We start from the raw sequence: 20,764 nt of genomic DNA on the forward strand, positions 1-20,764 counted from the left end.
GTAGCGCTATTAGGGTCTAGTCAACAATATCTGCTGGGCTGTTGACTTAAATATTTCAAAAGTTATCTTGGAACTAAATTATTTAGCTCTTAAGCATATAAGTTATGTTTGTTATTATTTTACGAAAACTTATTAGATACATGCTTTAGCTGCATACTTGTTAATACCATTATATAAAGAGAACATTATGCTCAGTTCAGCTACCCCATCGTCAATGACTATCAACGACGGCCTACTATCCGCAGCCACTTGGCTTGCATCACCCAATTATAATAAACGACCCGACGATACGACCATTGATACTATCGTCATTCATAATATTAGCCTACCACCCAATGAGTTTGGCACCTGCGGTACTGACGGCGTGCATTATGTAAGAGCGCTATTTACCAATCAATTAGACTGGGATGCCCATCCTTATTTTCAGACGATTAAAGGCGCAGAAGTATCGGCGCACCTATTTATCGAACGTGATGGCACTATTACTCAATTTGTAAATTTCAATGAACGCGCGTGGCATGCGGGCAGGTCAAGCTATCTTGGCCGACCTGAATGTAACGATTATAGCATTGGCATCGAGCTTGAAGGGTCAGATTTTGTGTCCTTCACCACCGCTCAATACCACACGCTTGCAGCAGTAGTCGCCACTATATACGCCGCCTATCCAAAAACCCGCCGACACCTAACCGGACACAGTGATATTGCACCGGGACGTAAGACAGATCCTGGTGATTATTTTGAATGGGCAAAGTTTCGCGAGCTGGTAGCGCGAAAGCTGAACGACTAACTTATGACAATTAGCAAGATATCGATTACTCATGATAACAGCTGCATTCAATTCATTTATCTATGCTATAGATATGCCATGAAAGTGCTATAATCCGTCAGTTTTTTGACAATAGTAAATCAGCAAACAACCATCAGTAAACAATTTGGTAAAATAGGTTCTCATGGCAAAAAGTCGGTTATTTCGTTCAACCATGGTGGTCAGTAGCATGACTATGCTGTCGCGTATTTTAGGTCTAGTACGCGATATCGTACTGTTAGGTGTCTTTGGCGCAGGTGGCCTGATGGATGCCTTTTTAGTCGCTTTCAAGATACCAAACTTTTTGCGGCGTCTGTTTGCAGAAGGCGCATTTAGCCAAGCTTTCGTGCCTGTACTGTCTGAATATAAAGAAAAATACAGCCTGCAACAGGTACAGATTTTGGTCAGTCGTACCTCAGGGGCACTGTTGCTGGTTCTATCCATGCTGACAGTGGTTGTCATTTTAATCGCGCCTTGGGTGGTGACATTATTTGCGCCTGGCTTTGCCGATCAGCCCGACAAATTTGCCATTACCGCTGAGCTGCTCCGCCTGACCTTCCCTTACTTATTGTTTATTTCTATGACCGCTTTTGCCAGTGGTATCTTGCAAAGTTACGGGCGCTTTGCTGCGCCAGCCTTTGCACCAGTATTATTAAACTTGTGTATGATTGGCGCTGCGCTAATATTTGCGCCAATGTTTGATACGCCAATTATGGCGCTCGGTTATGCAGTTGCTATCGCTGGTTTGTTGCAGTTTTTGATTCAATTACCGCAGCTATGGCAACAAAAACTGCTGGTCGCACCTAAAGTTGATTTCAAGCACGAAGGTGTTAAGCGTATTTTAAAACTCATGCTACCGGCTATCTTTGGCGTCTCTGTCACTCAGATTAACCTGCTGCTCAATACCGTATTTGCTTCTCTTATGATAGGCGGTTCGGTTTCTTGGTTGTATGCTGCGGAACGTATGAGCGAGCTACCACTAGGACTAATTGGGGTGGCTATCGGTACGGTTATTCTGCCAAGCTTGTCAAAAAGTGAAGCGCAAAAGGATGATGTTAGCTTTAAAAAGACCATTGACTGGGCAGCAAGACTTATTATCTTGGTTGGTGTACCAGCATCGGCAGCTCTGTTTATACTCGCAGATGCGCTCATGCAGGCGCTGTTTTTACGCGGTGAGTTTACCTTACGTGATTCACAGATGAGCGCGCTGGCACTACGTAGTATGGCGGGCGGTATTTTAGGCTTTATGCTAATTAAAATATTCGCGCCAGCATTTTTTGCGCGTCAAGATACCAGAACACCAGTAAAAATCGGTATCGTTTCCGTCTTTGCCAATATGATTTTTAGTGTCATTTTTATTGGCATATTCTACTTCTTTGATATGCCGCTGCACGGCGGTTTGGCATTAGCAACAACGGGCGCCGCCTTTGTGAACGCAGGCTTGTTGTATTATTTCTTGCATAAACGTGAGATATTTCGCTTTGGTAGTCACTGGAAAAAGCTATTTTCGCAGTTTGCGATTGCTGCGAGTGCCATGGTTGCCGTGCTTTATGTCATGCTGCCCTACTTTCCAACTGATGACGCTCAGTGGCGACGTATTGCAGCGCTACTTATCATGTGCGCGGTTGGTGCGGTAGTTTATGGCGCAGTATTATTAGCAACAGGCTTTCGTCCTCGTCAGCTAAAACATGGTTAAAACTTAGTGTTGAAAATTAAGCGGCGTACAAACTTACGAAACCAAAACAAGCTTAGTATGAGAATTGACAGTGAATGACGCTGATAGTTGCCATAATTGCTCTTTAATGAATAAATGACTATTGAGGACTATTATGACAACTAAAAATTCAACGTTACAATTTTTACGACCTAGACTGTCACGCTTGCCAACCATACTAACTGTCGGCGTACTAAGCACTGGACTACTTTTAACTGGTTGTAGCAATAATGATAATGTAGAAACAGAGACAGCTGCCAATGATACTCAAAACACCGCAGCTGTCGTTGAGACCTCTGAAGATGAGGCAGCTGAAAATGAAGCAGCTGAAGCCGAATTAACTAATGCTGACAATGCTGTTGAAAGTGAACAGATAGCAGATAGTGTTGAAGAGGAAACTGCTATTGATAGTGATAATATCAATCCAGTTACCTCCTCTGCCCAGCAGAAAAGTCTAGTCACCAATCCTACTGAAGCTGGCACACCAGAAGTTACTGTTAAGAAAGCGCTAAACAGCTTGTACTATGATGATGCAAAAAAATCTGCCTCTTATTATGAAGTAGATATGGCAAACTTTGAAGAGGAGCTGGCCAATACGCAGTTGGCTTTTCAGCAAACGGTCGAAGGCGTCACTATTACTGATACTAAATATAATGATGATAAAACGCGCGCCACTATCACCGGTGAGCTCATGCTAAAAGACCAAAGTGAGCCTGCGCCATTGACCTATGAGCTGCAAAAGATAGATGGCCAATGGAAAATTTTAGGCTAGAACATTTAGGGTCTGTTATTAATTATGCGTTATCGGCCTTCGTTTGTTCAACTACCATGGTTTTACCAAGCATTACGACATCCGCAATAAACCCCTGCATATCACATACTTTTGGCATGTAGCCCCACTGCTCAAAACCAAGCTTATGAAACAGTCCTAAGCTTGGTTTATTGTGGGCAAAGACAAGCGCGACGACGTTTTGAATGCCAAGATTTGGTGCTTGCGTCAGCATCCAGCGCGCGAGCAAACTGCCCAAACCTTTTCTTTGGTAGCCTTGATGCAGGTAGATGCTAATCTCAGTGCTAATATGGTAAGCCGTACGAGCATACAAATCACTAAAGCTGCCCCACGCAACGATTGGTGATTTTGTTTGTGTGACAATATTATCATCATCTGCTGATATAACCGCTGCTCTAACTACATAAATGGGACGCGTTGGACTATTGAGATGTTCATCAAACCACTCTGCACGCTCTTCACAAGTCACTGGCGTCAAGTTCGCTGTCGCTTGCTTGCCGGCAATACTTTGATTATAAATTGCCAAAATCTCTGGTAAATCCTGTTTATTGGCAAGATGCACCATAAACTGCTCGTCAAGATTGTATATTGATGAATTAGGCGGTATAGCATTCAAAGTAATGTTAGTCATAGAGTTTCCATAGCTAATGGCGTAGTAAATAATGAGGCGATGTAAGGTTTTTATAGTAGATTGACTATACTTGTATTATCAGCAGACTATAGATGTTAGTGTGACTATTTTACTTTATAATAGCTGGTTTTAGACACATCGATTTTTAGTACAGATGTGTTTTTTGTTTTTTTATTTGGTCTTATCTATCATAGCTGAAATTTATGAACACCTATTTTCTTGAGCAACTGATTGCATCACCAAGCACTTTGCCTGCAGATACCAGTCCTGTAGATTTGGCACCTTGCGTGCTTACTATTGGCAACTTCGATGGTGTACATTTAGGTCATCAAGCGATGTTAGCGCAAGTGCGTGACATCGCCAACACGCAAAACCTTCATTCTGCCGTCATGATATTTGAACCCCAACCTCGTGAGTTTTTTGCACCAGCCAAGGCTCCAGCGCGCTTGACCAATCTAGTAGAAAAGCAAGCCTTATTAGCCGAGCATGGAGTCGACACTTTAATCGTTGCAAGCTTTGATGATGAGTTTCGTTCGCTATCAGCGCAGGCGTTCGCTGATCTGTTAGCGCTGCGCCTAAATGTCAAAGCTTTGGTATTAGGTGATGACTTTAAATTTGGTCATGATCGTACTGGTGACAGTCAGTTTTTACGAGATTATGGATTAAATGTGACCAATCTACATACGGTCACCGATGATAGCAGTAAAGCGGCTCGCATCAGCTCCACGCGTGTTCGTGACTTATTGTTGGCAGGGGATATCGACTCGGCCAATGTTTTACTTGGTCGCGACTATACTATGACAGGATCGGTTGTCAGCGGAGATAAAATTGGTCGAACGATGGACTTTCCTACTGCTAATATAAATCTGGATCGTTTAAAGCCTGCACTTCATGGTATTTTTGCTGTTGATGTGGTCAGTCTTGATGGTAAAGGCGGAATAATACCTCATGGTTTGGCAAAACTGGCTACGGGTAAGAAAACAGGTATGGTAGGCCTACGTCCGCATAGCTTGTTTGGTACTGCAAATATCGGCATCAGACCTTCTATTAATAAAGCGCATAACTGGCGCTTGGAAGTGCATTTTCCAGAGTTTGAAGGCAATTTGTACGACCTAACTCTACAAGTACGCTTTTTGCATTTTTTGCATGGTGAACGGCGCTACGAGAGTTTAGAAGATCTTAAAGCAGGTATTCATCAAGATGTTAAAGAATTACTTGAATGGCGAGAGCATCAACAAATAAGTTAAAGAGCGCAACTTGTTTGCAGAAAAAAGCCCACAAGCTGTAAATTTGTGGGCTTTTTTAATTCATCTGTTGTTTTACTCTAAGCGTCTGGATGCAAGCGTACGTTTAATTCATCAATCGTCTCAACCCACACTGCATCTTTTTGCCATTCTTCTTGCAAAAACATACGCTGATTATCATTCCAAATATGAGCATCGATCAGCTCTTCTTCTTTGGCTAATTGGTTCTTTTCGATGAACTCATCAATCGCCTCATCCGAGCTATCCAGCCCCAACTGAGCAAATAGCTCATTCATATTATATTCAGGTTCACCCAACATATTGCCTCTCCTTAGATAATGCAAGTTTGATTATACTTATTATTTCAACGAACGCATTTATTGTAGCAAGCTTTTTTTTATTCGCTGTTAATCAACGTTTATCTAACGTTATCAATTGTATTAATGTATGCTTAAAACCCAAAAAGCCCTCTATATAAGAGGGCTTCTTCTAGATTACTTTGTACAATGGGTTTAGCAAATTTACGACCTATGGAAGCAGGTGTGCAACCGCATCACGCTCTTCGCTAAGTTCTTGTTCTGTAGCTGCCATCTTCTCTTTTGAGAAATCTGATGATACGTCAACGCCGTCTACGATAGACCAATCGCCGTTGCTGCATGTACATGGGAATGAGTAAATCAAACCCTCAGCGATACCGTATTCGCCGTTTGAATAAACACCCATTGATACCCAATCGTTTTCATCAGTACCGAGTGCCCATGTACGCATATGAGCGATGGCAGCATTGGCAGCAGAGGCCGCAGATGATGCACCGCGCGCTTTGATGATTGCTGCACCGCGCTGTTGTACTTCTGGAATATAAGTATTTTCGTACCAGTCGCGATCTACCAAATCTAATGCTGGCTTACCATTTACCGTACAAGCGGTTAGATCTGGATACTGAGTTGATGAGTGATTGCCCCAGATGGTCATGTTTTTAATGTCATTAACAGTGCTGTCAGTCTTTTGAGCCAACTGTGCCATCGCACGGTTGTGATCTAGACGAGTCATGGCAGTAAAGTTACGTGGGTCAAGATCTGGCGCATTACGCTGGGCGATTAGCGCGTTGGTGTTGGCAGGGTTGCCGACGACCAATACTTTTACATCACGGCTGGCCACTTCATTTAATGCTTTACCTTGTGCCGAGAAGATCGCAGCGTTGGCTTCTAGCAAGTCTTTACGCTCCATACCTGGGCCACGCGGACGTGCACCTACTAGTAACGCATAATCGATATCTTTGAATGCAACATTGGCATCATCAGTCTGGACAATACCTGCCAACAATGGGAATGCACAGTCTTCTAATTCCATGACCACGCCCTTTAAAGCATCAAGCGCTGGTGTGATTTCAAGCAATTGTAAAATAACTGGTTGATCTTTACCAAGCATCTCACCAGATGCAATACGAAATAGCATCGCGTAGCTGATATTACCAGCGGCACCAGTCACGGCAATACGTAAAGGCTGTTTCATAGAATACTCCCTAATTAATTATTAGATAATGTCGTCATCATTATACAGACAGGCATAATAGATATGGACTTGCGCAATGAGATATAGACTTGCTCAATGGTAGCGGTCACAAACCGAAAGCTAGTGTAGCACTTCATTTAGTAAACCGTCTAGGGACAACGATGCGCTTACTGATGTCTATATTGTTACATTTTATACGTACAAAAGTTTGTCAGCAAAAACCAACATGCACATAAGAAGGGGCTGTACAGTAAGAGAACTGCTTTAATTGATTTGTCTCATCAATAGTTATGGCTACTTACCACCCGAAATAATAAAGTTACTGCCGCAACTATTTGTTACTTCGTTGCATTTACCAAACTGGCCACCATCGTAGCAAACATGTATGTCAGTCAGTACAGACTGACGACGATTACCAGCTTGACAGATCAAATCAACACTAGCAGAAGACATTCCATTATTAAGACGAGTCATTTGACTAATGAAACGAGACTTTGAAACCGTATAACTATTGCCTGTATTCAACTCGCTAGGTAGTTTTAAAGCGCCGGCATAATTGGTAATTTGGCGAAAATAGCTGCTGGCGCTCAGCGGACTACAAGCACCATGATGCTGCCATGCTTGGCTACGTACGGTCGTATCAGGCATGATACGATTAACAACTTTTAGCTGTAACGGTGTTAATCGTGGATCACTACCGCGACCACAGCGCTCTCCATATCCCATATCTAGCCCAGATACCGTCAAGGAATAACCTTCTAAACATTGACGCATGCGTGCGCGTGAAGGTTGCAAATTACACAGCGCTGGTGTCATTTCAATCATCAGTACCCTTTGATTAGATTGAATAGCATTTGCTGCCTGTGCTGGTAGTAAAAATATGCCTTGTAGTAGGATTAGACCTACAATATTCAAGGTTAGATAATGACTTTTATTAGGGACATTATTTTCATGTTTGTTCGACCAATACTTTTGTGACCCATCTTTTTTTATATTATTTTGCTGTAATTTAGCTATTGAACCAAATACCCGCACAAACTGACGCGCACACTTTCGGGCAGATAACTGAAATCTGGTGAACGTGTGCGCAGGCCGGATGGGGTCATTATTTATCATAAATAAAAAAACACTCAATAGTTATTAAACATGGACAGCAGCATTTAGGCAACATCATACAGTAAAATGCAGCTAAGTTCTGAACGTAAAATGCTAATAATTTAAGCAACAGTTTTAAATGAACCGTTTAGTAAAACTTTGTAAAGAGTGACAATTATAACAGAGGTAGCAAAGCACCTTTACATCGCCTTTACTACCACTTACAAAAACTTTAATTTAATAATACCGACATAGGAAAAATCAGATCGCTGTTAAATCTAAAGCGCCGCTGGCACTGTGCCCATACGTTCACTAATCGACTTAGTACGACCCAACAAACTACTATAAACAGTCGCGTTCTCCATTACATGCTTCACGTAATTACGAGTCTCAGGATAGGCTATCGATTCAACATACTGATCTGCAGCAAGCGGACCATAAGTAGGTTGCCAGCGTTTGGCATTGTTAGGACCAGCATTATAACCTGCCGTTGCCAGTACAGGCTGATAGTTCAGCTTACCCAAGATATCACTCATATACCATGTGCCATAGCGAATATTAGTGTCTCCACTATTGGCACGGCTGGCACTATACGACTCACCTAGGTTACGTGCAATATATTTTGCTGTACCTGGCATGATTTGCATAAGTCCACTAGCGCCAACGTTAGAACGTGCTGACGTCACAAAGCGGCTTTCTTGACGCATAATGCCATAAGCCCATGCTGGATCAATACCGGCCGACTGACTATAGCGTACCACCGCATCTTGATGCGGCATTGGATGCGATAATGCTAGGCTGTTTATCCTATCAGTATTGTCGGCAGCATAGATAGCGCGATCAAGCCAGCCCATGTCATGCGCTTGACGAGCCGCTGCAATAATTAGGCCATCATCACGATTATCGCGTGCCTGCTTTACCGCCCAGTTCCATTCACGGTTGGCATAGGCACGGCTAGCATCAGCATTATATAAAGCAAAAGCACGTGCAAAGTGTTGGTCTTGTAGAACACGAGCTTTATCAGCAGTACTCACGTTTGGCAGGTTGCTACCACCTAAGCTCCTAGCATCAAAACGCTGTCCGACTTTATCTTTAGCCATCAAACCATAATAATCATTACTTTTGGCCAAATATTGATACATTTTCTTAGCCGTATTGCGCTTGCTGCTGTTATTTGACTGTTCGTATGCACGTGCTAGCCAATATTGCCACTGATTTAGTTTTTGGGTTTCAGCATCCATCTGTGAGATAGATTCGATCACATCATCCCAACGGCTAAAACGGATAGCCGCCTTGGCATAATCTTCAGCTTCTTCAAAGTTAAAATCATCGTCTAAGCTGTTGCGAAACCAGTCGATAGCCTCAGCGCTAAAACCATCATCAGTGGTATGGTTCATACGCTCTACCCCTAGAATACGGTAAGCGTAGCGACGTGTATCATCATTCAATAATTTGGCTGAACGCTGATTGTCTTGTTTGATATCAAAATCTAACTGCAGAGCAGCTTCACGGTATGACTTTTCAGCGAGTCGTCCTATAGCATATAGATATAAATACTGGTTGGTTTGGTTATTAGGCTGCATGCCAAAGCGACCAAAATAAGCACTTGGATTAAGCTGAATCTCGCTTAACATAGAATAAGGAATCGGCGTACCAAGACGTGATGATAATGCCATAATATCGCCTGTCTTGCCTTTACGTAACATACGTTTGAGACGAGCGGCGCGGTCTTGATTACTGATAAGCCTATTATTATTAAGCTCAGTGGCAAGCTGATCACATAGTGCAGGCTGCTTAAGCGTGTTCAACCAAACATCTGACTTTTCTGCCAGCGCACGCATCGTATCACCGCCACTATTAAATCCAAGAGCAACAGCACAGCGCTCACTACGATCACCATTTGTCACTAAATTAGCAACTTGACGTACCGAAGCGTGGTCGCCTGAAGCAGCTTTTGTTTCGGCAAAATCAGCAACCAATTTTTCAGCCATTACTGTATTAGGATACTGACGAACGAACTGCGATACGGCAGCAGAGCTTTGCGCCTCTAAATCTAGATTCATACGCCAGTAGGTTGGATACATGGCAAACAATCCGCCACTCATCAATTGCTCATAATTAAACAAGGCATTAACGTCCCTGCGGTCTGCCGCTTGTGCAGCCAATGTAAAGTAATCCACACTGTTGTCTTGCTGGTAACTATTACCATAAGAGGTTGTAGGCTGTGCACAAGCAACCTGTGACAACCCAGCTGCACTCATTGCGGTAACTAGACTTAGCGCCCCAATACGTAGTGATCGGGCTTGCACGCCCATAACAGTTATATGGCGTTTCGGTTTAGACATGACAAAATCACTAGCTTGGCTGTTATTTTGAATGTGATTGGCAGCTGACTGCTTTCTCATACTTGCTCTCTTTGTATTTTAATCATCATTTACTGCCAAAACCCTTTATGCTGTTTTAGCTCTCTTATCTGTGCTCATTTTCTGTACTAACTTTATAAACGTCATTCTAATATTTAACAAATACTCTTTGTTAACATCGACTATCTGTTCATTCATACCATGATAGGCTCAGCTCACTACTTATTAAAATGAGTAGATATCGGTCAATATAAGTAAAGACTAGAACAATGTACTGTATTAGTAGTATCACACTTATCATACTACATTCATCTGACTTTCAACCAGCGCCCTTACTATTCGTTAATAAATAAGAGAGTGGCGCGTAACACAGAGATGATATGGCGCCGACTCTGCTATATTCGTCAAATACCTATAAAAATTATGATAAGCAATTGATAGTATTATAAATAATTTATAACAATAATGGCCAATACTATACGGTTACTTTTCACATTAGTAGATGGTTATGATAAAATACGCCACGCATTAATGGCTTATCGTTGCCATGTTTTGATAATTTTTGATAATTATGGATTTTAACTTATGAGTGTTTCTGTATTCGACCCCCGCATCACTGACGCTAGTGCTAAAACTGATGTCACTGCGCCTGCTATCAATGCACTCGTAGAGACAAATCCAGAAACTGCTTCAGCCGCTACTAAGAAAGTATTTATCACGACTCAAGGCTGTCAGATGAACGTTTATGACTCTGATAAAATGCTTGATGTGCTGGGCGATTCGCACGGCATGGTGGTGACACAGGATATTGATGAGGCGGATGTGCTTTTAATGAATACCTGCTCTATCCGCGAAAAAGCCCAAGAAAAAGTGTTTTCAGAATTGGGCCGCTGGCGCAAGTTGAAAGAGAAACGTCCAGACTTGGTCATCGGCGTCGGTGGCTGTGTGGCCTCGCAAGAAGGGGACAATATCCAAAAACGCGCCCCTTACGTTGATATGATATTTGGGCCGCAGACCTTGCACCGTCTGCCAGAGCTATATGATCAATCAAGCGAGCAACGCAATATCGCTCCCAAAAATCGTATTGGCACCATTGACATCTCTTTTCCTAGCATTGAAAAGTTCGACTTTTTGCCTGAGCCCAAGGTAGAGGGTTATAAGGCCTTTGTTTCCATCATGGAAGGCTGCTCAAAGTACTGCTCATTTTGTGTGGTGCCATATACTCGCGGCGAAGAGTTGTCACGTCCATTAGACGATGTATTGGCTGAGATTGACAGTTTGGCGGCGCAAGGTATTCGTGAAATCAACCTACTCGGTCAAAACGTCAATGGTTATCGCGGTGAAAAAGATGATGGCAGTATTTGCCGTTTCGCAGAGCTGTTGCATTATGTATCACATATCGATGGCGTTGAACGTATTCGCTATACCACCAGCCACCCGCTAGAGTTCACTGATGATATCATTGATGCTTATGCGCAATTACCAGAGCTGGTATCACACCTGCACTTGCCTGTACAAAGTGGCTCAAACAATATCCTCGCGGCGATGAAGCGTAACCATACGATTGATGTTTATATCAATCAGATCAATAAACTCAAGGCCATTCGTCCTGATATTTATTTGTCGAGTGACTTTATCATTGGCTTCCCGGGTGAGACCGATCAAGACTTCCAAGATACATTAAACTTGGCAAAAGAGTTAAATTTCGATCACTCTTATAGCTTTATCTATTCTAAACGCCCAGGTACGCCAGCCGCAGAGTTGCCTGATGATGTGAGCTTTACGACCAAAAAAGAGCGCTTGGCTGAATTTCAGCAAGTCATCATAGACTCAACGCTTGCCAAAACTCATGAAATGGTCGGCACGACGACTCGCGTGTTGGTTGAACAAGTGGCAGATCGTCATCCAGATTGCCTAATCGGCACGGCAGACAATACACGTACTGTTATGTTCCCTTACGATATGGAACAAATAGATCAGCTACTTGGTAAGATTGTTAGCGTTCACATTACTGATTTTGTGAGTCCGCATATGGTCAAAGGTGAGCTTGAAGCTGTTTTAGCTTAAATCTATTTAGTCTAAATATCTAAATACAAAAAAAAGTCGCTTACTATTCGCTAGTAAGCGACTTTTTTATGACGCAATGATAAGTTTTTAAATGACAAACGACTTACTTTAAACCATAAAGCTGTTCAACACTTCGGCCAATAACGCTGCTGCAATTAGCATAAATATAATCCCGCAACCACGATTGAGCCATACCAAGCGATTTCCAACATCGAGCCAGCTTGCAAGCTTTGTACCACCTAGGGTATAAACGATCTGCCAGATTGTCTCACTCAAAAACAATCCTATAGTCAATACCACATATTGTGGCCACAGTGGCGCACTAAAATTAATGAACTTAGGAAAGAGCGCAGCAAAGAACAAGATGGCTTTTGGGTTAGACAGTGACACCCAAATACCAGTACGAAATAAGGTTGTGTTGCTCGGAGACATCTTAACTGCTGCACTAGATAGCGAGCGTGGTCTAGGCATATCAGGCGTAGGTTGCATAGTAGTGGGGTAGTCAGCTGCCACCTCCTCACCTATCTCACGAGCATCGCTCATCAAGCTACCTTCACCAGCATCGCGCCACGAGCTGATACCCAAATAGATAAGATATGCTGCGCCGACTGCTTTAATAACCGTAAGCAACCAAGGTGACTGGCGACTGATGACATCCAATCCAAGCAATGTCGATAATAGCAGTATAAACAAACCAAGGCTTAACCCCGCCAGCGTCCAGATTGTCCGCTTGACCCCATAGTTCATCCCATACTGGAACGCTAATAACATATTGGGACCAGGGGTCGCTGAAATAAAAAACGTACTTGCAAAAAATACCGCAAACAGATGCCAAGACATCAACCAACCCCTACTCTTTTATTTAAAATAAATGGCATAAACGCAAAAGACGCAAAAAATAAATACCGCCATAAAGACGGTATATTTTATGCTACTTCATAACAAAAAAGAACTGCTTACTGCCTTAACTAACCGCACAGCTCTTAAGCAATTTTTGTAAAAACTCATCACAGCGTACCATCTCGCTAAGCTCAACATACTCATCAGCTTTGTGCGCTTGCTCAATACTGCCAGGACCACAAATAATCGTTGGTATGCCAGCATTGGTAAATTGCCCGCCTTCAGTTGCATAAGCAACTTTATGACGTTTGTCGTCCTTCGTTAGGGCAGCGATCAACGCTTGTAGCTCAGCGCTATCATTGTCGGTCATGGCTGGTACGGCCTCCATTTGCAGCAGCTCAATACCAGTATCGGCAGCGCGTGCTTGCATCTGTGCATTAAGCTCCGCAATTTTCGCTTGAATCGGCGCGAGAATATCGTCTTGTGTCATATGCGGCAGATTACGATAATCAAAGGTGAATTCACATAAATTTGGGACTATATTGGTCGCTGTACCGCCTTGTATTGTGCCAACAGAGAGCGTCGAATAAGGCACATCAAACAGTGCGTCATTATCATTGCGATGACTGATTTCTTCAGCCAAAGTATCAACATAACCGACGAGTCGACTGGCATAGCTGATGGCATTAACGCCCTGTTTGGTCAATGATGAATGCGCAGACTTGCCATGGACGCGGCAGCGATAAACAGCGATGCCCTTATGGGCCACAACCATCGTCATATTGGTCGGCTCACCAACGATACAATAATCCGGTGCGATACCACGTTCCTGTAAATCTGCCAGCATTAACGGAGCGCCCAAGCAGCCAACCTCTTCATCAAATGATAAAGCTAAATGTAGCGGACGATGCAACTGGCCACTTTTAGACAGTTTTGCTGCCTGTGGCAATAAGGTCAACGCGCAAGCAATAAAGCCCTTCATATCACAAGCACCGCGCCCATATAGCTTGTCGCCACGAATGGTCGCGGTGAATGGCTCCGATGCCCACTCTTGTCCATCAACTGGTACGACATCAGTATGACCAGATAATACAAGGCCACGGTTCACTTCATTAGCGTTGGCTCCTGCTGGCACGGTGACAAATAAATTGGCTTTATTTTTGGCCTCATTAAAGGTCAAATCCACCGATAAGCCCAATTGCTCACAATAGGCTTGCACATCTTCGATCAACGCTAAATTGGAATGGCGACTGACCGTATCAAAGCCAATCAGACGCGTTAGCCAATCGATGCTTTGCGCAGGATACGTCACATGAGACAAGGTTTGCTTATCATCATCGTTACTACTACTGATAGCCATAGAACATCCTCATTACGATATAAAACAAACATTAGCCTTTCTGGATTGAGCGCCGGTGTAACTCTTTTACCTTGTTGTCTAAATCAACAACTGGACCCTCTACTGGTATGTTCGGAGCCACTTCTTGAATCGATAAGGTATTGATGGGAGAAGAGGATTTGACGCCCATCTCCTCCATCCATGCGCCTAACTGTTTCGATGAGCTAACGTAAACAATACGGCCCAATCCTGCCCAAGCATGCGCAGCAGAACACATAGCACAGTGCTCGCCTGAGGTATAGACCACTGCTTTTGCACGTGCATCAGGATCCATGTTTTGAGCCGCCCATTTGGCGACAGCAATCTCAGGGTGATAAGTGGCGTCGACTGTATTGGCACGGTTACGATCTTCATGCAACACACGTCCCTCGTCATCGACCAATACACTACCAAATGGTTCATCGCCCGCCTCTACCGCTTCAGCAGCAAGCTCAACGCAGCGATGCAAGTACTGTATATCATTGTCCGTTATCATTTCAGTCTCCCTTTTATTATTTGACGGCAAATCGCAAACCCTATACTACTTAACGTTATAGCGAAACACTTACGACGGATTATGTTGGTTCATGACATTGAGCACAGGCGGGATAGGCTTTGGCAATTTACCTTCTGCCTGCAACTCTTTTGTCGTTTTAGCATTTATAGCCAAGCCTGAAATCAGTGTCAACTCTTTAACAGGTTTACGCTTACGAGTAGCAAAGCTCACAGGTATCATACGCGCAAACTCATAAATATAAAGGTAGGACTCTTCACCGCCCTCATATTCTTCATCTTCTTCAAGGCGGATAGCCCCAATTTTGGCCAAATCTGAAAGCATCTCATTTTCTTCAGCCGTCAGACCACAATCAGTAATCCCAAACCCTGTCATAAAACCGTTCGCCCACTGTTTCAAAGCAATGACACGTTCGTATAAGCTATGTTCGTCATCAGGAACAAGTGGCATATATGCATAGGCATCGTCTTTGTCTTTTAACTGAAATACTGTATCTTCGCCCTCCTCTGCCAATAAGGTTAGCGCCGCGTCTGGCAATGGTGCAAAACTTAGCTCTGCAAGGACAGTCGCCCATTCTTGCTCACTAGGAGCATTGCATGCTGTCATCAAGCCTGTCATCAAACCATGTAGCTCACTAATGCTAACATCAGTCCAATCTTCAATGGTATTTGACCAAGTGTTCCAGCCTGAGATATTGTCATTCATAACAATCGTCCTATCAATTAGTCGGTACTTATTCATGTAAAATAGCTGTAATTTCATACTATTTATAAGATTACAGCCAATAAAAGCAAAAAATGGAGCACAATACGTGCAATTACTTTGTTGATATAGATATTATGCGGTCACCTATGGCATTATTAAACGTAACGAAGAAAATTCCTCCACACATTACTTGTTAAGGATAAAAACTGACTATGTATGATCAACTAAAAAACTTAGAAAAAATGATACTCGATATAAAAAAGCAGTATCAGCTCGTCAGTAGCGAACTTAGCAGCCTCAAACAAAAGCCAAATAGCGACCCCAAAGAACTAGCAGCGCTCAAAACCCAGCTAAACAGCTTTAAATCTGAAAACGATAATGCCAAAAAACAGTTGGCCGATCTGGATAAACGCTATCAAAGCCTCGCTGAAGCACATCATATGATTGGCGAAGAACAAGACCAACTGCATAAACAGATAAATGATTTGCAGCATAAGAATAATGAGCTACAACAGCACAACAATGAACTCAAACAACAAAATAGCGATATCAAAAAGCAAAATCATGACTTACAAGAAAAAAATCAGCTCGCCGCTGAGCGTACGCAAGTCGTACTAAAACGATTGACGCGTATTGATCAAATGGAAGGCTAAGCATAGTTTTTTATATACTTTAATTTAATAATGCTGCGGTTCATCATGTATTAATGATGTCTGCGCTAATGATACTATTTTAACGACGTTAACTTGTAGGATTCTCTATGACTGATAACAATAGCAACGCCACTCAAAAAGACAAACTGCAATCTCAGCAAAACCAAAATGAAGCATCGAAACAGCGTGCTGACAATGCAAACTTGACTTCTAACCACTCAGCTTCTAGTAGCTCTGCCTCTAATACAAGCGCAAAACCTGCGACATCTGAACCAGAAATGAAAAAAGTAGACATTGTCATCGCTGGTGTGACCTATCAAATTTATTGCCCTGCAAATGAAGAGGCGGAGCTACGCTCAGCGGTATATTATATCAACGACTTTTTGCTCAACATCAAAAAAGACGCGCCGAACTTGAGTCAAGAAAACTTACTCGTACTATGCTGCTTGAACCTTTATGAAAAAATTCATGCCCATAAAAAATCAGATGACGAAACTGCTCAAGCATCCAAACAAGCTGAAGCATTGCTTAGCAAAATTATAAAAGATGCACAGTCTATTTTGTAAGCTCATAAATGACAGACTACCCTCCTGGCTGATAACGCTTACCAGCATGAAAGTCTGCTTGATGCTCATAGTTACAAAAAAATAGTTCTTTATTGGTTACAGTATGCCCATCGCTATCTGTGGCCAAATTAGGCTGGCTTTCGAGAACGCCGCGATATTCAGCCAAGCTGTGCCCACAAAAATCGCAATTGCGCGGTGTGGTCACATCCCCTTCTTTTGGCATCATGCTTTTGGGCGCTCGTGGGTACATGAACTTATAAAAACCCCACATCGAGACCCAAATAAGAATGATGATAATAATAGCAGCCGCCACGGTCATGCTCCTTAGATGGATAATTTATATACTATAGGTACGGTATGAAGTGTACTGTAAGTTAAACTATAAGCACAATCTTTGCTCTGTTTGTTTACTGTCATATTCATTGTTACCAAGCGCTTAGCACTGTTTAAAAACACCTTTTAAAGAGAATAAAAAACTGACTCATTAGGGTCAGTTTTTTATTCTTAGTGCACTACTTTGCAAAAACAATTTAAGCGAGCTTAAACCATAAGGTTATAGCTGCAGCTCGCTGATGTCAGCCACGGTTAAGAACAAGGCTCGTACTTGTTTGAGCAAGGCTAAGCGGTTGTTTTTAAGCGCTGCATCGTCACTATTAACCATCACGTTATCAAAGAACTGCGTCAATGGCGCATCTAAGCTGGCGAGCGTTTGCAATATTTGCGTATAGTCAGCTTGTTCAAGTAGCGGTTCTACAGCCTTTTGTGCTTGCTGAACAGCTTGATACAGATTTTGTTCGGCTGTTTCACTCAGTAATGTTTCATCGACATTGTCAGCGACGGTTATTTCTGACTTGGCTAAAATATTAGCCACCCGTTTGTTGGAGTCGGCTAACATCGACGCTTGAGGCAACTTGCTAAACGCTTGTACTGCGCGAATACGCTGATCAAAATCTAGTGGCATATGTGGATTAATCGCTTGTACTGCTTGGATGGTATCGACGCTCACTCCTTGCTCTGTATACATCGCTCGATAACGCGAATTTAAGAACGCCATCACTTGGGTGAAGGTGTCGCCCATCTTAGCGATTTTGCTACCACCGCTTGTGCTGTAGCCTTTGATCGCTTGCTCAACCAATGCTACCAAATTAATCGGTAGCTGTTTTTCAATTAAAATCCGCAAGATACCAATAGCAGAGCGGCGCAGGCTAAACGGATCTTTTGAACCAGTTGGCGCTTGATCGATTGCAAAGATACCGACGAGCGTATCTAAGCGATCAGCCAGCGCTAAACAGATACCAATCGGCGTCTGCGGTAATATATCGCCGCTAAATTTAGGCAAATACTGCTCTTGCAGGCTTGCAGCGACGGCTTCTGGCTCATCATTTAGACGCGCATAATAAGTACCAGCGATACCTTGCAATTCAGGATACTCACCAACCAGCGAGCTTGCTAGGTCCGCCTTAGACAACATAGCCGCACGTACTGTTTCATCAACACTAATATCATGCTCTTGCTGCTGCATCAAGGTAGCAATAAAGGCGGCAAGCTTAGCAATGCGCTCAGACTTCTCCCAAATCGTACCCAGTTTGTCTTGAAACACGCGAGTCTTTAAGCTTTCAGTTAGCGCAAACAATGGCTGCTTTTGATCTTGCAAGAAGAAAAACTCGGCATCAGCCAGACGCGGACGCACCACTTTCTCATTACCCTCGATGATTTGATTGGGGTCTTTTGATTCGATGTTGGTAATAAAGATAAAATAAGGCTGTAGCTTACCTTCTTTATCAGTCAAGCAAAAGTACTTTTGATCTGCTTGCATGGTGGAGATCAGCGCTTCTTGTGGCACTTGTAAAAAGCGCGGCTCAAAGCTTGCACGTAATGCAATAGGGTAATCGACCAACGCCGTCACTTCATCAAGCAAGTCTTGCGGCACGATCGCATCAGCATTGACTTCATCCGCCAATGCTTTGACTTGGTTTTTGATCAGTGTTTGACGCTTATCAAAATCGGCCACAACTTTTAGGTCAGTAAGGAGCTCCTCATAATCATTGGCGTGAGCAATATTATGATAGTCTGGACTGTGGAAGCGGTGACCGCGGGTTAGATTGCTGGTCTCATGTCCCTGAATCGTCGCATCAATGACAGCATCATCTTGCATCAATACTGTCCACTGTACTGGACGCACGAACTCATCACGACTCGCACCTGTACGCATGCGTTTGGCAATTGGCAAATTATCTAGCGCTGCCTGAAAAATAGCTGGCAGTAACTCAGTCGTTGCCTGACCATGAATGGTCTGCTCGTAGCCAACATAATCGCCTTTGTCGGTGTTGATAGTGACAAGCTCGCTGGCATCGATGCCCAAACCTTTGGCAAAGCCCATTGCTGCGCGCGTCGGGTTACCATCAGCGTCAAATGCCGCTTTAATCGCAGGGCCACGCTTTTGTTCCATGCGGTCTGGCTGCTTATCGCTGATCCCTTGAATCTGAAGTGCCAAACGACGCGGTGCGGCAAAAGCTTTAATACTATCAAAGCTAATATTAAATTCGTTTAATTGTTCAATGACACTGGCTTGCATGGCATCACGTAGTGGTTTTAGGCTTTTTGGAGGCAGCTCTTCACACCCCAATTCAAATAATATCGTACTCATGGGATGCTCCTATTTATTATTAGTCGTTTGATGATTGTCGTTAGACTGGTTTTTGTCCCCTATTTCAGCTGCCGTCTCAGGCTCTTCTTTTGGCAAATACTTATCAAGCGCCGCTTGACGGTGATCGTCATCTGCCAATGGAAAACCAAGCTTGGCACGCGCTTCGACATAACTAAGAGCCACTTTACGCGCTAGCGTTCGCACACGTAAAATGAAGCGCTGACGTTCAGTAACCGAAATAGCACCACGTGCATCAAGCAAGTTAAAGGCATGTGAGGCTTTTAGCACCATCTCGTACGCTGGTAATGGCAAGCCTTCGGCAACCAATTTATCCGCTTGCGCTTCATAAAAATCAAAAAACTCACCCATTTTTGACACATCAGCGTGCTCAAAGTTATAGGTTGATTGTTCAACTTCGTTTTGATGAAAGACATCGCCATAGGTGACACGACCAAACTCACCATCTGTCCAAACCAAGTCATAAACACTATCGACGCCTTGTACATACATCGCCAAGCGTTCAAGACCGTAAGTAATCTCGCCTGTGACTGGGAAGCATTCAATACCGCCGACTTGCTGAAAATAAGTGAACTGCGTCACCTCCATACCGTTGAGCCAAATCTCCCAACCAAGACCCCACGCGCCAAGCGTAGGTGATTCCCAATTATCCTCAACGAAACGCACGTCATGCACCAAAGGATCAATACCAATGGCTCTTAGTGAGTCTAAATATAACTCTTGGATATTGGGCGGGTTGGGTTTTAGCACTACTTGAAACTGATAGTAATGCTGTAGACGGTTGGGGTTATCGCCGTAACGGCCATCGGTTGGACGACGTGACGGCTGCACATAAGCGGCGTTCCAGCGCTCAGGACCAAGTGAGCGCAAAAAAGTCGCCGTATGAAAGGTGCCCGCGCCAACTTCCATATCGTAAGGCTGCAAGACCACACAGCCTTTGTCAGCCCAATAGTTCTGTAAGGTTAAGATTAAATCTTGAAAAGTCATCGGTTGAGAATTCATAAGAAAATCACTATGGAATTAAGAAGGTTAGACCGAACGTAACAAACATCTATGCTAACTGTTCGTGTAGCGCATTTGGCTACATATCTATTTGCCTGCTCACCTTACTAAAAAACGGATATTTTATCCATATTTACCGCAACTAAATTTATCTTGCTAGTAAGTCATATCGAATAATAAAATAGTATCTAGACATTCATAAACGTCATGTAGCGTAAAA

Annotated in this window: 19 protein-coding genes; 7 read left to right on the top strand and 12 right to left on the bottom strand. The window is 43.2% G+C overall.

Going from position 1 to position 20,764, the window contains the following annotated elements; all coding sequences use genetic code 11:
- Positions 1-187 precede the first annotated feature (187 nt).
- From ampD to Q0890_RS03455, 3 genes are all read left to right on the top strand, one after another.
- Positions 188-787 (top strand): 1,6-anhydro-N-acetylmuramyl-L-alanine amidase AmpD, encoded by a 600-nt coding sequence (gene ampD, locus Q0890_RS03445; RefSeq protein WP_299217648.1) that lies wholly within the window; start codon positions 188-190, stop codon positions 785-787.
- A 163-nt stretch (positions 788-950) separates the two neighbouring features.
- Positions 951-2,501, top strand: coding sequence for a murein biosynthesis integral membrane protein MurJ (murJ, locus tag Q0890_RS03450; RefSeq protein ID WP_299217651.1), 1,551 nt, complete (start codon positions 951-953; stop codon positions 2,499-2,501).
- A 133-nt stretch (positions 2,502-2,634) separates the two neighbouring features.
- Positions 2,635-3,291: a hypothetical protein gene (locus Q0890_RS03455; protein ID WP_299217654.1), complete on the top strand. Its 657-nt coding sequence runs from the start codon at positions 2,635-2,637 to the stop codon at positions 3,289-3,291.
- 22 nt (positions 3,292-3,313) lie between these two features.
- Here the strand turns inward: Q0890_RS03455 and Q0890_RS03460 are convergent, their stop codons facing one another.
- The gene (locus Q0890_RS03460) at positions 3,314-3,940 is read right to left on the bottom strand and encodes a GNAT family N-acetyltransferase (protein WP_299217657.1); all 627 of its coding nucleotides are present in this window, start codon (positions 3,938-3,940) and stop codon (positions 3,314-3,316) included.
- A gap of 203 nt (positions 3,941-4,143) precedes the next feature.
- Here Q0890_RS03460 and ribF point away from each other — a divergent pair, with 203 nt between their 5' ends.
- The gene (ribF, locus tag Q0890_RS03465) at positions 4,144-5,187 is read left to right on the top strand and encodes a riboflavin biosynthesis protein RibF (protein WP_299217660.1); all 1,044 of its coding nucleotides are present in this window, start codon (positions 4,144-4,146) and stop codon (positions 5,185-5,187) included.
- Positions 5,188-5,264: 77 nt separating this feature from the next.
- Here the strand turns inward: ribF and Q0890_RS03470 are convergent, their stop codons facing one another.
- The 4 genes from Q0890_RS03470 to Q0890_RS03485 all read right to left on the bottom strand — a co-directional run bounded on the left by Q0890_RS03470 (position 5,265) and on the right by Q0890_RS03485 (position 10,052).
- Positions 5,265-5,504, bottom strand: a complete 240-nt coding sequence (locus tag Q0890_RS03470) for a DUF2789 domain-containing protein (RefSeq protein WP_299217662.1) — start codon at positions 5,502-5,504, stop codon at positions 5,265-5,267.
- A 208-nt stretch (positions 5,505-5,712) separates the two neighbouring features.
- A complete protein-coding gene (locus tag Q0890_RS03475) occupies positions 5,713-6,696 on the bottom strand; it encodes a malate dehydrogenase (RefSeq protein WP_299217665.1) in 984 nt (327 codons plus the stop codon).
- Between the two features lie 294 nt (positions 6,697-6,990).
- Positions 6,991-7,812, bottom strand: coding sequence for a ribonuclease T2 (locus tag Q0890_RS03480; protein ID WP_299217668.1), 822 nt, complete (start codon positions 7,810-7,812; stop codon positions 6,991-6,993).
- Positions 7,813-8,069: 257 nt separating this feature from the next.
- Positions 8,070-10,052: a lytic transglycosylase domain-containing protein gene (locus Q0890_RS03485; RefSeq protein WP_299218002.1), complete on the bottom strand. Its 1,983-nt coding sequence runs from the start codon at positions 10,050-10,052 to the stop codon at positions 8,070-8,072.
- Between the two features lie 687 nt (positions 10,053-10,739).
- On the opposite strand from Q0890_RS03485, the gene miaB reads away from it, so the two are divergent.
- A complete protein-coding gene (gene miaB / locus Q0890_RS03490) occupies positions 10,740-12,221 on the top strand; it encodes a tRNA (N6-isopentenyl adenosine(37)-C2)-methylthiotransferase MiaB (protein ID WP_299217671.1) in 1,482 nt (493 codons plus the stop codon).
- 108 nt (positions 12,222-12,329) lie between these two features.
- Here the strand turns inward: miaB and Q0890_RS03495 are convergent, their stop codons facing one another.
- The 4 genes from Q0890_RS03495 to Q0890_RS03510 all read right to left on the bottom strand — a co-directional run bounded on the left by Q0890_RS03495 (position 12,330) and on the right by Q0890_RS03510 (position 15,658).
- Positions 12,330-13,061: a LysE family translocator gene (locus Q0890_RS03495; RefSeq protein ID WP_299217674.1), complete on the bottom strand. Its 732-nt coding sequence runs from the start codon at positions 13,059-13,061 to the stop codon at positions 12,330-12,332.
- A 124-nt stretch (positions 13,062-13,185) separates the two neighbouring features.
- Positions 13,186-14,421 carry an acetylornithine deacetylase gene (gene argE / locus Q0890_RS03500; RefSeq protein WP_299217677.1) on the bottom strand — a complete coding sequence of 412 codons (1,236 nt, stop codon included), beginning with the start codon at positions 14,419-14,421 and terminating at the stop codon, positions 13,186-13,188.
- A gap of 31 nt (positions 14,422-14,452) precedes the next feature.
- Positions 14,453-14,935, bottom strand: a complete 483-nt coding sequence (locus Q0890_RS03505; protein ID WP_299217679.1) for a nucleoside deaminase — start codon at positions 14,933-14,935, stop codon at positions 14,453-14,455.
- Between the two features lie 69 nt (positions 14,936-15,004).
- Positions 15,005-15,658 carry a UPF0149 family protein gene (locus Q0890_RS03510; RefSeq protein WP_299217681.1) on the bottom strand — a complete coding sequence of 218 codons (654 nt, stop codon included), beginning with the start codon at positions 15,656-15,658 and terminating at the stop codon, positions 15,005-15,007.
- Between the two features lie 212 nt (positions 15,659-15,870).
- Between Q0890_RS03510 and Q0890_RS03515 the strand changes: the two genes are divergently transcribed.
- Together Q0890_RS03515 and Q0890_RS03520 are read left to right on the top strand one after the other, a co-directional pair.
- On the top strand, positions 15,871-16,311 hold the full coding sequence (locus tag Q0890_RS03515) for a hypothetical protein (RefSeq protein ID WP_299217684.1): 441 nt from the start codon (positions 15,871-15,873) through the stop codon (positions 16,309-16,311).
- A 107-nt stretch (positions 16,312-16,418) separates the two neighbouring features.
- Positions 16,419-16,877 (top strand): cell division protein ZapA, encoded by a 459-nt coding sequence (locus tag Q0890_RS03520; protein ID WP_299217687.1) that lies wholly within the window; start codon positions 16,419-16,421, stop codon positions 16,875-16,877.
- A 16-nt stretch (positions 16,878-16,893) separates the two neighbouring features.
- Here the strand turns inward: Q0890_RS03520 and Q0890_RS03525 are convergent, their stop codons facing one another.
- The 3 genes from Q0890_RS03525 to glyQ form a co-directional block, all read right to left on the bottom strand.
- On the bottom strand, positions 16,894-17,190 hold the full coding sequence (locus Q0890_RS03525) for a hypothetical protein (RefSeq protein ID WP_299217691.1): 297 nt from the start codon (positions 17,188-17,190) through the stop codon (positions 16,894-16,896).
- 240 nt (positions 17,191-17,430) lie between these two features.
- The gene (gene glyS / locus Q0890_RS03530; RefSeq protein WP_299217693.1) at positions 17,431-19,524 is read right to left on the bottom strand and encodes a glycine--tRNA ligase subunit beta; all 2,094 of its coding nucleotides are present in this window, start codon (positions 19,522-19,524) and stop codon (positions 17,431-17,433) included.
- 9 nt (positions 19,525-19,533) lie between these two features.
- Positions 19,534-20,529, bottom strand: a complete 996-nt coding sequence (glyQ, locus tag Q0890_RS03535) for a glycine--tRNA ligase subunit alpha (protein ID WP_299218004.1) — start codon at positions 20,527-20,529, stop codon at positions 19,534-19,536.
- Positions 20,530-20,764 lie beyond the last annotated feature (235 nt).

It is taken from the genome of uncultured Psychrobacter sp. (genome assembly GCF_947488565.1).
Lineage (GTDB): Bacteria > Pseudomonadota > Gammaproteobacteria > Pseudomonadales > Moraxellaceae > Psychrobacter > Psychrobacter saeujeotis.

Excerpts from the sequence above, each read along its gene's own strand:
- Q0890_RS03510 (WP_299217681.1), bottom strand. The coding sequence starts at position 15,658 with ATGAATGACAATATCTCAGGCTGGAACACTTGGTCAAATACCATTGAA.
- Q0890_RS03480 (WP_299217668.1), bottom strand. The coding sequence starts at position 7,812 with ATGATAAATAATGACCCCATCCGGCCTGCGCACACGTTCACCAGATTT.
- Q0890_RS03470 (WP_299217662.1), bottom strand. The coding sequence starts at position 5,504 with ATGTTGGGTGAACCTGAATATAATATGAATGAGCTATTTGCTCAGTTG.
- murJ (WP_299217651.1), top strand. The coding sequence starts at position 951 with ATGGCAAAAAGTCGGTTATTTCGTTCAACCATGGTGGTCAGTAGCATG.
- Q0890_RS03460 (WP_299217657.1), bottom strand. The coding sequence starts at position 3,940 with ATGACTAACATTACTTTGAATGCTATACCGCCTAATTCATCAATATAC.
- Q0890_RS03520 (WP_299217687.1), top strand. The coding sequence starts at position 16,419 with ATGACTGATAACAATAGCAACGCCACTCAAAAAGACAAACTGCAATCT.
- ribF (WP_299217660.1), top strand. The coding sequence starts at position 4,144 with ATGAACACCTATTTTCTTGAGCAACTGATTGCATCACCAAGCACTTTG.
- Q0890_RS03495 (WP_299217674.1), bottom strand. The coding sequence starts at position 13,061 with ATGTCTTGGCATCTGTTTGCGGTATTTTTTGCAAGTACGTTTTTTATT.
- Q0890_RS03455 (WP_299217654.1), top strand. The coding sequence starts at position 2,635 with ATGACAACTAAAAATTCAACGTTACAATTTTTACGACCTAGACTGTCA.
- Q0890_RS03475 (WP_299217665.1), bottom strand. The coding sequence starts at position 6,696 with ATGAAACAGCCTTTACGTATTGCCGTGACTGGTGCCGCTGGTAATATC.
- ampD (WP_299217648.1), top strand. The coding sequence starts at position 188 with ATGCTCAGTTCAGCTACCCCATCGTCAATGACTATCAACGACGGCCTA.
- Q0890_RS03485 (WP_299218002.1), bottom strand. The coding sequence starts at position 10,052 with ATGAGTGCAGCTGGGTTGTCACAGGTTGCTTGTGCACAGCCTACAACC.
- glyQ (WP_299218004.1), bottom strand. The coding sequence starts at position 20,529 with ATGACTTTTCAAGATTTAATCTTAACCTTACAGAACTATTGGGCTGAC.
- miaB (WP_299217671.1), top strand. The coding sequence starts at position 10,740 with ATGAGTGTTTCTGTATTCGACCCCCGCATCACTGACGCTAGTGCTAAA.
- argE (WP_299217677.1), bottom strand. The coding sequence starts at position 14,421 with ATGGCTATCAGTAGTAGTAACGATGATGATAAGCAAACCTTGTCTCAT.
- glyS (WP_299217693.1), bottom strand. The coding sequence starts at position 19,524 with ATGAGTACGATATTATTTGAATTGGGGTGTGAAGAGCTGCCTCCAAAA.
- Q0890_RS03505 (WP_299217679.1), bottom strand. The coding sequence starts at position 14,935 with ATGATAACGGACAATGATATACAGTACTTGCATCGCTGCGTTGAGCTT.
- Q0890_RS03515 (WP_299217684.1), top strand. The coding sequence starts at position 15,871 with ATGTATGATCAACTAAAAAACTTAGAAAAAATGATACTCGATATAAAA.